The organism is Ensifer sp. LC384 (assembly GCF_001695865.1).
In the GTDB taxonomy this organism is placed as follows: Bacteria; Pseudomonadota; Alphaproteobacteria; order Rhizobiales; family Rhizobiaceae; genus Ensifer.
Genome location: NZ_MBST01000089.1, coordinates 1 through 13742, shown reverse-complemented (window position 1 = coordinate 13742; position 13742 = coordinate 1). Strand labels below are relative to the sequence as shown.

General features: G+C 62.8%; 12 protein-coding genes and 1 pseudogene. 9 read left to right on the top strand and 4 right to left on the bottom strand.

Translation table 11 applies throughout. The features are described 5' to 3' along the window. Positions 1 to 106: 106 nt before the first annotated feature. Positions 107 to 796 (bottom strand): isochorismatase family protein, encoded by a 690-nt coding sequence (locus tag BC363_RS32015; RefSeq protein ID WP_065784212.1) that lies wholly within the window; start codon positions 794 to 796, stop codon positions 107 to 109. Between the two features lie 91 nt (positions 797 to 887). Then, positions 888 to 1763 (bottom strand): pirin family protein, encoded by an 876-nt coding sequence (locus BC363_RS32010; protein ID WP_065784211.1) that lies wholly within the window; start codon positions 1761 to 1763, stop codon positions 888 to 890. A gap of 125 nt (positions 1764 to 1888) precedes the next feature. Here BC363_RS32010 and BC363_RS32005 point away from each other — a divergent pair, with 125 nt between their 5' ends. Then, positions 1889 to 2809 (top strand): LysR family transcriptional regulator, encoded by a 921-nt coding sequence (locus BC363_RS32005; RefSeq protein WP_065784210.1) that lies wholly within the window; start codon positions 1889 to 1891, stop codon positions 2807 to 2809. A 30-nt stretch (positions 2810 to 2839) separates the two neighbouring features. On the opposite strand, the gene BC363_RS32000 is transcribed toward BC363_RS32005, so the two are convergent. After that, on the bottom strand, positions 2840 to 4069 hold the full coding sequence (locus BC363_RS32000; protein ID WP_065784209.1) for an ROK family transcriptional regulator: 1230 nt from the start codon (positions 4067 to 4069) through the stop codon (positions 2840 to 2842). Positions 4070 to 4300: 231 nt separating this feature from the next. Here BC363_RS32000 and BC363_RS31995 point away from each other — a divergent pair, with 231 nt between their 5' ends. The 6 genes from BC363_RS31995 (at position 4301) to ugpC (ending at position 10519) form a co-directional block, all read left to right on the top strand. Next, positions 4301 to 5539, top strand: coding sequence for an extracellular solute-binding protein (locus tag BC363_RS31995; RefSeq protein ID WP_065784208.1), 1239 nt, complete (start codon positions 4301 to 4303; stop codon positions 5537 to 5539). A gap of 210 nt (positions 5540 to 5749) precedes the next feature. Beyond that, a complete protein-coding gene (locus BC363_RS31990) occupies positions 5750 to 6631 on the top strand; it encodes a sugar ABC transporter permease (protein ID WP_065784207.1) in 882 nt (293 codons plus the stop codon). After that, entirely contained in the window at positions 6631 to 7476 is an 846-nt protein-coding gene (locus tag BC363_RS31985) for a carbohydrate ABC transporter permease (RefSeq protein WP_065784206.1), read from the top strand. Before BC363_RS31990 ends, BC363_RS31985 begins: the two co-directional genes overlap by 1 nt. Further along, positions 7473 to 8498 carry an aminotransferase gene (locus BC363_RS31980; protein ID WP_065784205.1) on the top strand — a complete coding sequence of 342 codons (1026 nt, stop codon included), beginning with the start codon at positions 7473 to 7475 and terminating at the stop codon, positions 8496 to 8498. Before BC363_RS31985 ends, BC363_RS31980 begins: the two co-directional genes overlap by 4 nt. A gap of 3 nt (positions 8499 to 8501) precedes the next feature. Then, on the top strand, positions 8502 to 9437 hold the full coding sequence (locus BC363_RS31975) for a carbohydrate kinase family protein (RefSeq protein WP_065784204.1): 936 nt from the start codon (positions 8502 to 8504) through the stop codon (positions 9435 to 9437). Beyond that, a complete protein-coding gene (gene ugpC, locus BC363_RS31970) occupies positions 9434 to 10519 on the top strand; it encodes a sn-glycerol-3-phosphate ABC transporter ATP-binding protein UgpC (protein ID WP_065784203.1) in 1086 nt (361 codons plus the stop codon). Before BC363_RS31975 ends, ugpC begins: the two co-directional genes overlap by 4 nt. 222 nt (positions 10520 to 10741) lie before the next feature. On the opposite strand, the pseudogene BC363_RS34045 reads toward ugpC, so the two are convergent. After that, positions 10742 to 10918 (bottom strand): annotated as a pseudogene (locus BC363_RS34045) (amino acid ABC transporter ATP-binding protein); the annotation flags it as partial. A gap of 180 nt (positions 10919 to 11098) precedes the next feature. Here BC363_RS34045 and BC363_RS31965 point away from each other — a divergent pair. Next, the gene (locus tag BC363_RS31965) at positions 11099 to 12157 is read left to right on the top strand and encodes a D-TA family PLP-dependent enzyme (protein ID WP_065784202.1); all 1059 of its coding nucleotides are present in this window, start codon (positions 11099 to 11101) and stop codon (positions 12155 to 12157) included. A 350-nt stretch (positions 12158 to 12507) separates the two neighbouring features. Continuing rightward, a complete protein-coding gene (locus BC363_RS31960; protein WP_065784397.1) occupies positions 12508 to 13533 on the top strand; it encodes a sulfate ABC transporter substrate-binding protein in 1026 nt (341 codons plus the stop codon). Positions 13534 to 13742 lie beyond the last annotated feature (209 nt).

Below are 13742 nucleotides of genomic sequence, written 5' to 3'. Positions count from 1 at the left end.
GGCTTCCCTGCCGGCGACGCCGATTTGAAGACTTGCTAAAGCACGCCGCGATCTCTAGGCTTCGCTAGCCACGCTGTAAACCATTGTTTTTATGCGATATACTGGTTCAGCCGCGGGTCGAATCCAGCCGCTCGTGATCTTTCTCGACCTGTTGCGCCTTCAGGTAGCTTTCGATCAGCAACTGATACTCCGGGAAGATCTTGGTGTAGATCTCGGCCCATTGCTGCGCGTCGTCACGGTGCCAGGTCCGCTGCAGTTCGGAGGCGACCGCGGCCGTGTCCATCGGGACAACGCCCGCCTGAACGACACGGGCAAGCGTGATCTCCTGCGCCATTTTCGAGTAGGTGCCCGACGCGTCGATGACGGCGAAGACCTTGTAGCCCTCATGCGCGGCGCTGATGGCCGGAAACGCCATGCAAACGCTGGTGATGGTGCCAGCGATGATCAGCGTCTTGCGGCCCGTCGCCTTGACGGCCGCCACGAAGTCCGGATTGTCCCAGGCATTGATCTCCCCGCGACGGGCGACATACTTGGCGTGCGGTGCGTTCGCATGAATTTCCGGGATCAGCGGGCCGTTCGGTCCCTGCGGCACCGATGCCGTGGTGATGACCGGCATCTTGGTCAGCGTTGCCATGCTGGCAAGCGCTGCCGCATGGGCGCGCAGCTTCGGCATCGGCATGTCGTTGACGGTCTGGAACAGGCCGCTCTGATGGTCGATCAGAAGCATGACCGCATCATCCGGATCGATGACCGGACGGGCGCCGTTGAAGTTTGCGATTGTGTTGGGCGTGCTCATGTTTGTCTCCTGTTTGCGATTGATCTCCGCGCGCTCGGGCCGATCGTGGCCAGGTTGGGGCTCGGCGCGAAGGAAACGAGCCTCCGAGAACTCAAAGCGCCGGCGCCGAGACGGCACCGAAGCTGCCGTTCTGGAAGTCGGCAAAGGCCTGACGGATTTCGTCGGCGGTGTTCATCACGAAGGGGCCATGCATGACCACCGGTTCGTCGATCGGCTCGCCGCTCAGCACGAGCACGCTCGCATCGGAGCTGGCATCGAGCGTAATGGCACCGCCTTCGCGGCTCATGAGCCCAAACTGGGCCTCGCCGATCAGGTCGCTGCCGTTGACGAGCACGGTACCATGCAGCACCGCCAGACCGACCGAATTGCCCTCGGGCAGATCGAGCGCGAGCGAACCGCCCTCGCTCAGGCGAAGGTCCCAAAGATTGATCGGCGTAAACGTCTTGGCCGGTCCGTCGCGACCATCAAATTCTCCGGCAATGACCCGCAGCGTGCCGGCCCCTTCCGGTAGCACCACCTCGGGAATGTCGCGGTTGAGCAGGGTCTGATATCCCGGCTTTGTGGACTTGGCGCGCGCCGGCAGGTTGACCCAGAGCTGGACCATTTCCAGCGTCCCGCCCTGTTTGGTGAATGCCTCGGAGTGATGTTCCTCGTGCAGGATGCCGCCGGCGGCCGTCATCCATTGAACGTCGCCCGGGCCGATATGGCCGCCATTGCCGGCGGAGTCGCGGTGGTCCACTTCTCCCCTGTAGACGATGGTGACCGTCTCGAAGCCACGATGCGGATGCACGCCTACACCACGCGGGCGGCTGGCCGGTGCGAACTCCGTCGGACCGGCATAGTCGAGCAGCAGGAACGGGCTTGCATGTTCGCCGACGCTGTCATGGGAAAGCAGCGAGCGGACCGGAAAGCCATCGCCGACCCAATGTGGCCGGGGGTTTCCAAAGATGCCGAGTATCTTGCGCATGTCTGTTTCTCCTTGTGCATCGCCTTGCAAGCGATGACGTTGAGAGGAACATATTCCCGCGACAAACCTGGCGGTAGACAGCCAAATGGGACTATAGTGTCCTATCAATAGGACAATAATTCACGATGCAGGACTTGAACGACCTTAAGCTTTTCGTCGATGTCGTCGAGCAGAACGGCTTCGCCGCTGCCGCGCGCAAGCTCAACATGCCGCGTTCGCGGCTGAGCCGTCGCATCGGCATGCTGGAAGAGCGGCTCGGTGTCCGCCTTGTCCAGCGTTCGACGCGCCACTTTGTCGTGACAGAGATCGGCAGGGAGTATTACCGCCATTGCGTGGCAATGCTGGTTGAGGCGGAAGCAGCGCAGGAAGTGATCGACCGCACGCGCTCCGAGCCGCAGGGCATCGTGCATGTCAGCTGTCCCTCCTCGGTCCTCTATTTCCAGGTCGGGGAGATGATTGCCCGCTTCATGGCCGGCTGCCCGAAGGTCGAGGTGGTGCTCGAAAGCACCAACAGACAGGTAGACGTGCTGCGCGAAGGCATAGACGTGGCCATTCGCGTCCGTTTCCCTCCGCTTGAGGAGAGCGATCTCGTGGTCAAGAGGCTGGCCGAAAGCGCACAACGTCTGGTCGCCAGCCCCCGACTGCTCGGTCATGACACACGGCCGCTGACGCCGGCCGATCTCACGGCCCTTCCGAGCCTTGCATGGAATTCGAACAGGCAGGAGCATGAATGGTGCCTGGACGGGCCGAACGGCGCCAATGCCATCGTGCGCCATAGTCCGCGGCTCGTTACCGAAGACATGGTGGCCCTGCGCCTTGCCGCCCTGAAAGGCGTCGGCGTCACGCAACTGCCTGCAATGGTCGTGCGGCAGGACCTGAAGGATGGAACACTGGTCGACGTGCTGCCCGACTGGGCGCCCCGGGCCGGAATCATTCACGCCGCTTTTCCATCCCGGCGCGGACTGCTTCCCTCGGTGAGGGCATTGCTCGACTTCCTCGCGGCCGAATATGCCGAACTTGCTCGCCTAGACGAACCGGGGACGTGATTGTGCCCGCACACGGCGCTGACGGCACCGTCAGGAAAGGTCGGCTGTACGGATCTTCAGGATCGCGGAAAAGCGCGGGTCGAAAGTGCGGCTGATCGGCTCGGCGGCAGCGCCGATCGCGACCGCCCAGGGATCGGTAAAGCCGATCTGCAGGCGCGGCAGGCTGCGATCGCGGCGATCGGCGAGGGACGGCAGCAGCGGCTGCATCGCATTCGTGATCAACTGCGCCAAGCCAGGCGGAAGTCCGCCGCAAAGGATCACCGTCTGCGGGTCGAAGATGGTTTCGAGCGCCTGGACGGCCGCACGCAACTCGTAAACCGCCGCATCCAGCCAACCGGCCAACCGGGCATCCTCGCCGGCCACCGCCGCATCGATGCGGGCATAGAGGTTCGGGTCGGCCGGATCGAGTTCGAGCAACTTGCACAATGAAGCGATCGACGCGCGGTGTTCCAGCGGCGTGCGCTCATGCTCGGCAACACCGCGCGGCCGGCTGAGGATCATGCCGATCTCGCCGGCATTGCCGTTGGCGCCGCGATAAAGCTCGCCGTTGAGGATCAGCCCGGCGCCAAGGCCGTAGCCGAGATAGATGCAGATCGCGTGATCGACGCCATGCGCGGCGCCGACCAAACGCTCGGCCGTGGCTGCGGCCGCGGAATCGTTCTGCAGACCAACGTCGAGGCCGGTGCCGGCGGCAAGCGTTTCGAGCAGCGGAAAATTCTGCCAGGCCGCCATCATCCAGGGATCGTCGTCCTCGGCTTCGATGCCGAAGGGACCGGGCATCGCCGCACCGAGGCCAACCAGGCGATCCTCCGATTGCGGCGCGATCGACGCAAGGTCGTGTCGGGTCTTTTCGATCAGGTCGAGAATGGTCTCGACGCCGGTCGCCGGTCCGCCGGCAGGAAGGTTGGCCTCCCCACGCGCAAGGACCGTGCCCACCAGATCGACTGCGATGGTGCGGGTGACGTGACGATCGATCTGCAGGCCGATGGCAAAGGCACCTTCGGCAACGAGGCGATAGGGCGTCGACGGCTGTCCCCGGCCGTGGCGAACGGCTGCCAGCGACTGGACGAGCCCGTCGCGCTCCAGCTCGTCGATGATGTTTGAAACCGTCTGCTTCGTCAGCGCCGTGGCGCGGGCAAGGTCGGCGCGGGACAATTGCCCGTTCAACCGCAGCGCATCGATCATGACGCGACGGTTGTGGGCGCTCGCCCCTTCCTGATTGGTGCCGCTCTTGGCCCGGATCGGCCGTAAATCATTCATTCCAAAACCCCACTTGACACTGTTAGAATATTGAACAAGAAATAAGTCAAGACAATTGACTTAATTGGGAGCCGCAACGAGCTCCGGGGGAACGAAGGTGGCGGCCGCAGGCCGTTACGAGCGCTCCGATAGATATGTCGACGGCCGTCCGCAAGCGGGCGGATTTCTCATATTCGGCCCACCGGGGAGGTGTGCCGGGAAAACTGAACCACTCAGTTATTGGAGGCAGGAATGTTGAAATCCATTAAGACCACGTTGCTCAGCGCGACCTTGCTCGGCTTGTCCTTTGCCGGCCACGCCTATGCCGAAACCACGCTCAGTGCGCTGTTCATGGCGCAGGCGGCCTATAGCGAGGCCGATGTCCGCGCCATGACCGAGGCCTTCACCAAGGCCAACCCGGACGTGAAGGTCAATCTCGAATTCGTTCCCTATGAAGGCCTGCACGACAAGACCGTGCTGGCGCAGGGCACCGGCGGCGGCTACGACGTCGTGCTCTTCGACGTGATCTGGCCGGCGGAATACGCCGCCAACAAGGTGCTGGTCGACGTCTCTGACCGCATCACCGACGAAATGAAATCAGGCATTCTGCCGGGCGCCTGGACGACGGTCGAATATGACGCCAAGCGCTACGGCATGCCGTGGATCCTCGACACCAAATACCTGTTCTATAACAAGGAAATCCTTGAGAAAGCCGGCATCAAGGCGCCGCCGAAGACCTGGGACGAATTGGCCGAACAGGCAAAGGTCATCAAGGACAAGGGGCTGGTCGCAGCGCCGATCGCCTGGAGCTGGTCGCAAGCCGAAGCCGCGATCTGCGACTACACAACGCTTGTCAGCGCCTATGGCGGCAAGTTCATCGACGGCGGCAAGCCGGCGTTTACCTCGGGCGGCGGTCTCGACGCGCTCAACTACATGGTGACGAGCTATTCGTCCGGCCTGACCAATCCGAACTCGAAGGAATTCCTTGAGGAAGACGTTCGCAAGGTCTTCCAGAACGGTGAAGCCGCCTTCGCGCTCAACTGGACCTACATGTACAACCTCGCCAACGACCCGAAGGAAAGCAAGGTCGCCGGCAAGGTCGGCGTCGTGCCGGCACCGGGTGTCGCAGGCAAGAGCGAGGTTTCGGCCGTCAACGGCTCGATGGGTCTCGGCGTTACCTCGACCAGCAAGCACCCGGACGAGGCGTGGAAGTATATCGTCCACATGACCTCGCAGCAGACGCAGAACGCCTATGCCAAGCTGAGCCTGCCTATCTGGGCCTCTTCCTATGAAGATGCCACCGTCACCAAGGGCCAGGAAGAGCTGATCGCCGCTGCCAAGCTCGGTCTTGCAGCCATGTATCCGCGCCCGACGACGCCGAAATACCAGGAGCTTTCGACAGCCCTGCAGCAGGCGATCCAGGAAGCGTTGCTTGGCCAAGCATCCGCCGAGGATGCGCTCAAGACCGCCGCAGAAAACAGCGGACTCTGATCGCTTCGGCTTCGACCTCCCGGGTGGCACTGCCGCCCGGGACTTGCCGGAACGGTTTCGCCGGCAATAGCATGATGGCCTAAGGCATAATTCCTTAAATCGGAATCGATTTAAGGAGAAAATTATGCGGCAGGTTTAAAGCGCTACAGCGTCCATTGCGCGTCATATCTGACGCGCGACACTGTAGATGGCCCAAAAGGTTCCCATCCCATGTCCGGTACCTGGATAACAACGCGCGCGTGGCTTTTGATGCTGCCGTTGCTCGTAGTCATGATCGCTGTCATCGGCTGGCCGCTGGTCGACACAGTCAGGCTTTCGTTCACCGACGCAAAGCTCGTCGGCACCGAAGGCAGTTTCGTCGGCCTCGACAACTATGCCAAGGTTCTCGGCGGTTCGAATTTCCAGCGGGCATTGGTCACCACCACCTGGTTCGCGGTTGTCTCCGTGACCGCCGAAATGGTGATCGGCGTGCTGGCGGCGCTGCTGCTCAACCAGCAGTTCCGCGGTCGCACGGCGCTGCGCGCATTGATGATCCTGCCCTGGGCCTTGCCGACGGTCGTCAACGCGACGCTGTGGCGGCTGATCTACAATCCGGAATATGGCGCGCTCAACGCGGCCCTGACGCAGATCGGGCTGATCGACAGCTATCGCTCCTGGCTCGGCGAACCCGGTTCAGCATTGACGGCTCTGATCGTTGCCGACTGTTGGAAGAACTTTCCACTCGTCGCCCTGATCGCGCTTGCGGCACTCCAGGCCGTGCCACGCGACATCACGGCCGCCTCGCTCGTCGACGGCGCCGGCCCGTTCAATCGCTTCCGCTACGTCATCATGCCCTATCTCGCGGGCCCACTGCTCGTGGCGCTGGTGCTGCGGACGATCGAAGCCTTCAAGGTTTTCGACATCATCTGGGTGATGACCCGCGGCGGTCCGGCCAACAGCACGCGCACGCTGTCGATCCTCGTCTATCAGGAAGCCTTTTCCTTTCAGCGGGCAGGATCCGGCGCCTCGCTGGCGCTGATCGTCACCTTGCTCGTCACGATCCTGGCGGTTGCCTATGCGGCTCTGGTCCGCAAAGCTGCAGGAGCCACCTGATGGAACGCCAGAGCCCGCTCTTCACCGCCTTCGTCTACGCCGGCGCCCTGTTGCTGGCGGCCGTCATCCTGGCGCCCGTCCTGTGGCTGTTCATCATGAGCATCTCGTCTGCGGCCGACCTTTCGGCAAAGCCGCTCAGCTGGTGGCCTGATGAGATCGACCTTTCGCGCTACGGGCTGTTGCTGAGCACGCTCGAAAACACCGCCGGCGCCGCCTTCGTCGCTTCGCTCTTCAACAGCCTCAAGGTCGCCGGCATGGCGACGGTTGCGGCCATCGCTGTCGCCATCCCCTCGGCGTGGGCTGTGTCGCGCACGCCCTCAGTCTCGTGGTCGCTCTATGCGGTGATCGCGACCTACATGCTGCCGCCAGTGGCGCTGGCCGTGCCGCTCTATATGGGGCTTGCCTATCTCGGCCTGTTGAATTCGGTCTTCGGCCTGGCGCTCGTCTATCTCACCATCCTTGCGCCCTTCACCACGTGGCTGTTGAAATCCGGCTTCGATTCCATTCCGAAGGAGATCGAGAGCGCTGCCATGATCGACGGCGCCAGGCTCGATCAGATCCTCAGGCTGATCACCTTGCCGCTCGCCGCCCCCGTCATGGCGACATCGGCGCTCTTTGCCTTCCTGCTTGCCTGGGACGAATTCTTCTATGCGCTGCTGTTCACCTCGGACCTGCGCGCGAAAACCCTGACGGTCGCCATCGCCGATCTCGCCGGCGGCCGCGTTTCCGATTACGGACTGATCGCAACCGCCGGAGTGCTGGCCGCCCTGCCCCCGGTGCTGATCGGTCTTATCATGCAGAAAGCCCTGATTTCCGGGCTCACCAGCGGCGGCGTCAAGGGATGACCATGACCGATACCAGAAACCGCCCGGCCGGGCTCATTGCAATCGACCACGAAATGGCCCGCCAGGCTTCAGACGCCGTCGCCTCGTTCCACGCCGCACAGGCGCTCACAGGCAGGATCGCCGCGTCGCTCAAAGCGACCGGAAGGCTGCTGCTGCTGGGAATGGGTGGCTCGCATGCGGTCGGCCGCGCCGTCGAACCGCTCTACCGTGCCCACGGCATCGATGCGATCGCACTGCCGCTGTCCGAACAGCTTGGGCAACCGCTGGCAATCGAAGGCAAGACGATCCTCGTCACGTCCCAGTCCGGAGAAAGCGCCGAGGTTCTGCGCTGGTTCGCCGAGACGAATGGTGCGACCGGCGATACCTTCGGTCTGACCCTCGAAGGCGACTCCTTTTTGGCCCGGAACGCCCCATCTCTGGTCGGCGTCGGCGGCACGGAGAAGGCCTTTGCCGCGACGCGCAGCCTGACGATCAGCTTTGCTTTGCATCTCGCGATCCTTGCCGCCCTTGACGACGATCCGTCGCCGTCGCTGCTGGCGATTGAAAACCGCCAGGCGCCTGACCTGGCGGCAGCACTGGCGACGCTCGCAGGTGTTCGCGCTGTCGTCACCTCGGGGCGCCAGCTGCAAGGATTGGCCGAAGCGATCGGGCTCGGGCTGGCAGAGCTGTCCCGGCTACCCTGCTTCTCGCTCGAAGGCGGGCAGTTGCGGCATGGGCCGATGGAAATGCTCGGGCCGTCGGTCGGTCTCGTTTTGTTTCGCGCCGCCGACGCGACCGCCGGTCTCGTCAGCGCCATGGCGGTTTCCGCCGCCGAAGCCGGTTCGCCGGTCGTCGTCTTCGATGCCTCCGGCGAGGCACCGATCCCTGGCGTGACCACCCTTTCCTACAAACCGGCCGCCGGCATGGCGGCGATCTTTGCGATGCTGCCGGTGGCACAAACGTTCATGATCGCCTTTGCCGAGGCACGTGTCGCCGATGCCGGAACGCCGGTCCGATCGACCAAGATTACCCGGAGCGAATGAAGCATGCGTCCTCTTGTCGTCATCGGCAATGTCAACGTCGATCTCATCCTCGGTCCGGCTGCTCCCTGGCCGAAGGCCGGGACCGAGATCATCGTCGATCATGACGAGCTGCGCGTCGGCGGCTGCGCCGGCAACAGCGCGCTTGCCTGGGATTCGCTCGGGGTCGACTATGCGATTGCCGCCAACATCGGCAACGACCAGTTCGGCACCTGGCTGAGGGACGCCTTTGCCGCGCGGGCAAGTGCCTGGCCGGTGGAGAACGTCGGCACGACACTGTCGGTCGGCATCACTCATCCGGACGGCGAGCGCACCTTCTTCACCACCCGCGGGCACCTGCCGCTCTTCAGTTTCGACGAGGTCCGCGCAATGCTCGACGGCGAGCGCCTGCGTGGCGGCCTGGCGCTGCTTGCCGGCTCGTTCCTGACCGATGCGCTGACCGCGGCCTATGACGATTTCTTCGATTGGGCCGAGGCGCACGATATCGCCGTGGCACTCGACACCGGCTGGCCGCTCGACGGCTGGACGGATGCCAACTGTGCCGCGACCATCGGCTGGTTGAAGCGCTGTCGCCTCGCGCTCTTCAACGAGGTCGAGACGACGACGCTGACCGGCCTTGCCGATGCCGCAGAGGCAGCGCGCGCGCTCAAGACGCATATGCCTGAAGATGCGATCGTCGTCGTCAAGCGCGGGCCGAATGGCGCCCTGGCGCTCGGCCCGACGGGAGACATCGTCTCCGTTGCCGCCCCCCTGGTCAAAGTGATCGACACGATCGGCGCGGGCGACGTGTTCAACGCCGGCTTCCTCGCCGCCCTCGCCGCCGGGGGGGCGCTTGAGGATTGCCTGCGCACCGGCGTCACCATCGCCTCGCAGGCGATCTCGACGCTGCCGCGCAGCTACGGAAAACCCTTGTCCGCCTTTCTTCAGGAGACGATCGCATGAGCGCGCTTGAGATCCGCAACATTCACAAGCGCTACGGCGAAGTCGAAACGCTGAAGGGCATCGACATCGCGCTGGAAAGCGGTGAATTCCTCGTGCTGCTCGGCTCTTCGGGCTGCGGCAAGTCGACCCTGCTCAACATCATTGCCGGCCTTGCCGAACCCAGCGGCGGCGACATTCGCATCGGCACCCGCTCGATTGTCGGCGTGCACCCCAAGGATCGCGACATCGCCATGGTGTTCCAGTCCTATGCGCTCTATCCGAACATGAGCGTCGCCCGAAACATCGGCTTCGGTCTCGAAATGCGTAAAGTTCCGGCACCCGAGCGGGAAAAGGCGGTCAACGAAACGGCAAGGCTGCTGCAGATCGAAAACCTGCTCGGGCGCAAGCCGAGCCAGCTCTCCGGCGGCCAGCGCCAGCGCGTCGCCATCGGCCGCGCGCTGGTACGCAACCCGCAGGTTTTCCTTTTCGACGAACCGCTGTCGAACCTCGACGCCAAGCTGCGCATGGAGATGCGCACGGAGCTGAAGCGGCTGCACCAATTGCTGAAGACGACCGTGGTCTATGTCACCCACGACCAGATCGAGGCGATGACGCTTGCGACGCGCATTGCCGTCATGCGCGATGGCCGTATCGAACAGCTCGGCACGCCGGAAGAGATCTACGATCGCCCGGCAACGCTCTATGTCGCCGGCTTCGTCGGTTCGCCGCCGATGAACATTTTCGAGGCTGGCATATCAGACAGCGGTCTGCGCGTGGAAGGCGGCGACGCTCCGATCGCCCTGCCGACGCGTTTTCACGGCAAGGTGTCGAATGGCCAACGTGTCAAGGTCGGCATCCGCCCGGAGGCGCTGCGGCTGGCAACGGACGAGGCGAATGCGCTGCGACTGACGGCGCGCGTCGAGGTGGTCGAATTGACCGGCCCCGAACTGGTGACGACGGCGCGCATCGGCGCCCAGCGCATCACCGCCTGCCTGCCGCCGCGCACGCAGCTTTCGATCGATGCAGAGCGGACATTCGCTTTCGACGAGGGCGCATTGCATCTGTTCGACCCGGAAACCGGGCGATCGCTGCTTCTAGGCTAATGCAAGGCAAGGTTCAGTCGGTCTCGCTGCGTGTCCAGAGTCTAGATCATTTCATTGTTTCATTGAAACAGCGAAATGATCTAACTCTTTGAAACTACGCAATTCCGGGCGGAAAACCGTTTCACACTTTTCCTGGAATTGCTCTAGAACGGCCGCAAGACCGGCGAAGGCGCGTTTCCGCGTCGCATCCCATGGCCGAGCCTTGCGACCGGTGGCTGGGTCTCAATTGAACGACGACGTTTTCAGGAACTCGGCCAGGCGCTCGGTCTGCGACTTCAGGAACATTTCCCTCGGATTGCCCTCTTCACCGATGCATCCCTGGTTCATGAAGATCACGCGCGAAGAAACCTCATAGGCCAACCGCATCGCGTGGGTCACGAGCAACATGCTCATCCCGTCTCCGCGAGCCCCTTGATTACCTGCATTCTCCCATTTGGGGGGTGTGATTACTGCTCCAATATAACGGACTATAGTCCTGAACAACGGATTGACGTCTCAAAAGCCGATGGTCATAACTTGTCAAGGGCGGATGATGTAGCTTCGTCGTGTGCCGCGCCTGATAAAAGGAATTGATGAGCGATGCCCCTGCCGATCGAAACACCCGCCGTCCTGGTGGATATCGAGATTGCCAAACGCAACATCCGCACGTTCCAGGGCTACGCGGACGCGCATGGCATCCGCGTGCGGCCGCATATCAAGACCCACAAGCTACCGCAGATGGCTGAGCTGCAACTGGAGGCAGGCGCCGTCGGCATCACCTGCCAGAAGGTGACCGAAGCCGAAGCCATGGTTGACGGCAGCGAGCGGATCAACGACGTGCTGATCACCTACAACATCCTCGGCACGCCAAAGCTTAACCGGCTCGAACGCCTCAACCGGCGCATCGCGCTGGCCGTCGTCGCCGACAATGAGACGGTCATCGACGGGCTTTCCGGCCATTTCGCCGACAAGGTGAAGCCGCTGCGCGTGTTCGTCGAATGCAATACCGGCGCGGACCGCTGCGGCGTCGGCACGCCCGCGGATGCCGCGCGTCTGGCAAAGCGGATCAACGATGCCAAGGGCATCGAATTTGCGGGGCTGATGACCTATCCGCCGATCGCAGGTGAGGCGAAGGTCCAGGCTTTCATGAGCGAAGCCAAGCACCTGATCGAGGCGGATGGCATCGCCGTGCCTGCGATCACCTCCGGCGGCACGCCCAGCATGATGCATGCGGCCGGCGCGCCGGTTGCGACCGAATATCGGCCCGGCACCTACATCTACAACGATCGCTCCCTCGTTTCGCACGGCGTCGCAACCTGGGACGACTGTGCCCTCACCGTGCTCGCCACCGTCGTCTCTGTGCCGTCGGAACACCGCGCGATCATCGATGCCGGCAGCAAGGTCCTGACCGCCGACCTTCTGGGTCTGACAGGTTATGGTCATGTGCTCGGCCGCGACGACATCCGCATCGACCAGCTCTCGGAGGAACATGGCCGGCTGGTGAGCGACGGACCGATCGGCCTGACTGTTGGCGAGCAGTTGCGGATCATTCCCAACCACGCCTGCGTCGTCACCAACATGGTCGACGCCGTGCATATCGTCGAAGGCGACGAGCCCAAGACCATTTGGCCGATCGTCGCGCGCGGCCACGTCCTCTAGTCAGCTTGCCTTAGCGGACGCAATCGCCGTCTGGCCGACCTTTCCAACGCTGGCCGTCCGCCTGACGGGGCAGATTCCCGTGGATCGCATTGTCGAAGCCGCGGCCAAGCGGCAGCCCCGGAGAATCACCGAGCGGAATTTTGGGGCGCGGCTGACAAGACGCCATGCTATTCTCCCGCCCGTTCGCCGAGCAGCGAAGATCGGCGGGCAAACCGGCATTGGGCAAACCGTTCCCGAAAAAGGCACAATAACGATAGGACTTTTCCCAATAGCCACTTCCGGCATCATCAGTTTGCGTTGTGACAGTCGATTAAATTGATAGTTTTATCTGGTAACCGATGGAGGTCGAGATGGGCTTTGGACGAATTACCGGAATTGTGGGACTGGCAATTGTCGTCGGAGGCCTGCAGCTTGGCGCTGCAAGTGTGGCTTTTGCCGACACGACGATCCTGAACGTGTCCTATGACCCGACACGTGAACTGTATAAGGACTTCAACACAGCCTTCGCTGAAAAGTGGAAGGCGGACACCGGCGAAACCGTGACGATCCAGACATCGCATGGCGGCTCGGGCAAGCAGGCTCGCTCCGTGATCGACGGCCTGCAGGCAGACGTCGTCACCCTGGCACTCGAGGCGGATATCGACGCGATCGCCAAGGAAACCGGCAAGATCCCGACGGACTGGAAGACCAAGTTCGAAAACAACAGCGCACCCTATACGTCGACGATCGTCTTCCTGGTGCGCAAGGGCAACCCGAAAGGCATCAAGGACTGGGGCGATCTCGTCAAGGACGACGTTCAGGTGATCACGCCGAACCCGAAGACGTCGGGCGGCGCGCGCTGGAACTTCCTCGCAGCCTGGGCCTACGCACGCGCTGCCAACGGCGGCGACGATGGCAAGGCACAGGAATTCGTGACGGAGCTGTTCAAGCACGTGCCGGTGCTCGATACCGGTGCGCGTGGCTCGACCACCACCTTTGTGCAGCGTGGCCTTGGCGACGTGTTGCTGGCCTGGGAAAACGAAGCCTATCTTTCGCTTGAAGAACTCGGGCCCGATAATTTCGACATCGTCACGCCGACGATCTCGATCAAGGCCGAGCCGCCGGTCGCGCTTGTCGACGGCAATGTCGATGCCAAGGGCACGCGCAAGGTCGCCGAGGCCTATCTCGGTTACCTCTACAGTGATGCCGGCCAGAAGATCGCGGCGAAGCACTATTATCGCCCGTTCAAGCCGGAGGTCGCCGATCCCAAGGATGTCGCCCGCTTCGGTGACGTCAAGCTCGTGACGATCGACGACTTTGGCGGCTGGAAGGAAGCGCAGCCAAAGTTCTTCGGCGAAGGTGGCCTGTTCGATCAGATCTACAAGCCGGGCCAATAACCGCGCCTTGCTTGCGACAGGATGCAATCGGCCGGGCCATCCGATCCGGCCGATTGCTTTGACAAGCCTGCAGGGGAATTGCGGGCATCAGGGGACCGCTTCGGTTTGACCGGGCGCATGGAAGAGGTGAGCTGGATTTGAGTGCGCATGGCCACAACAGGCGCTGGCGGTTTCGCCAGCCGAGTGTGCTTCCGGGGTTCGGTCTGGCG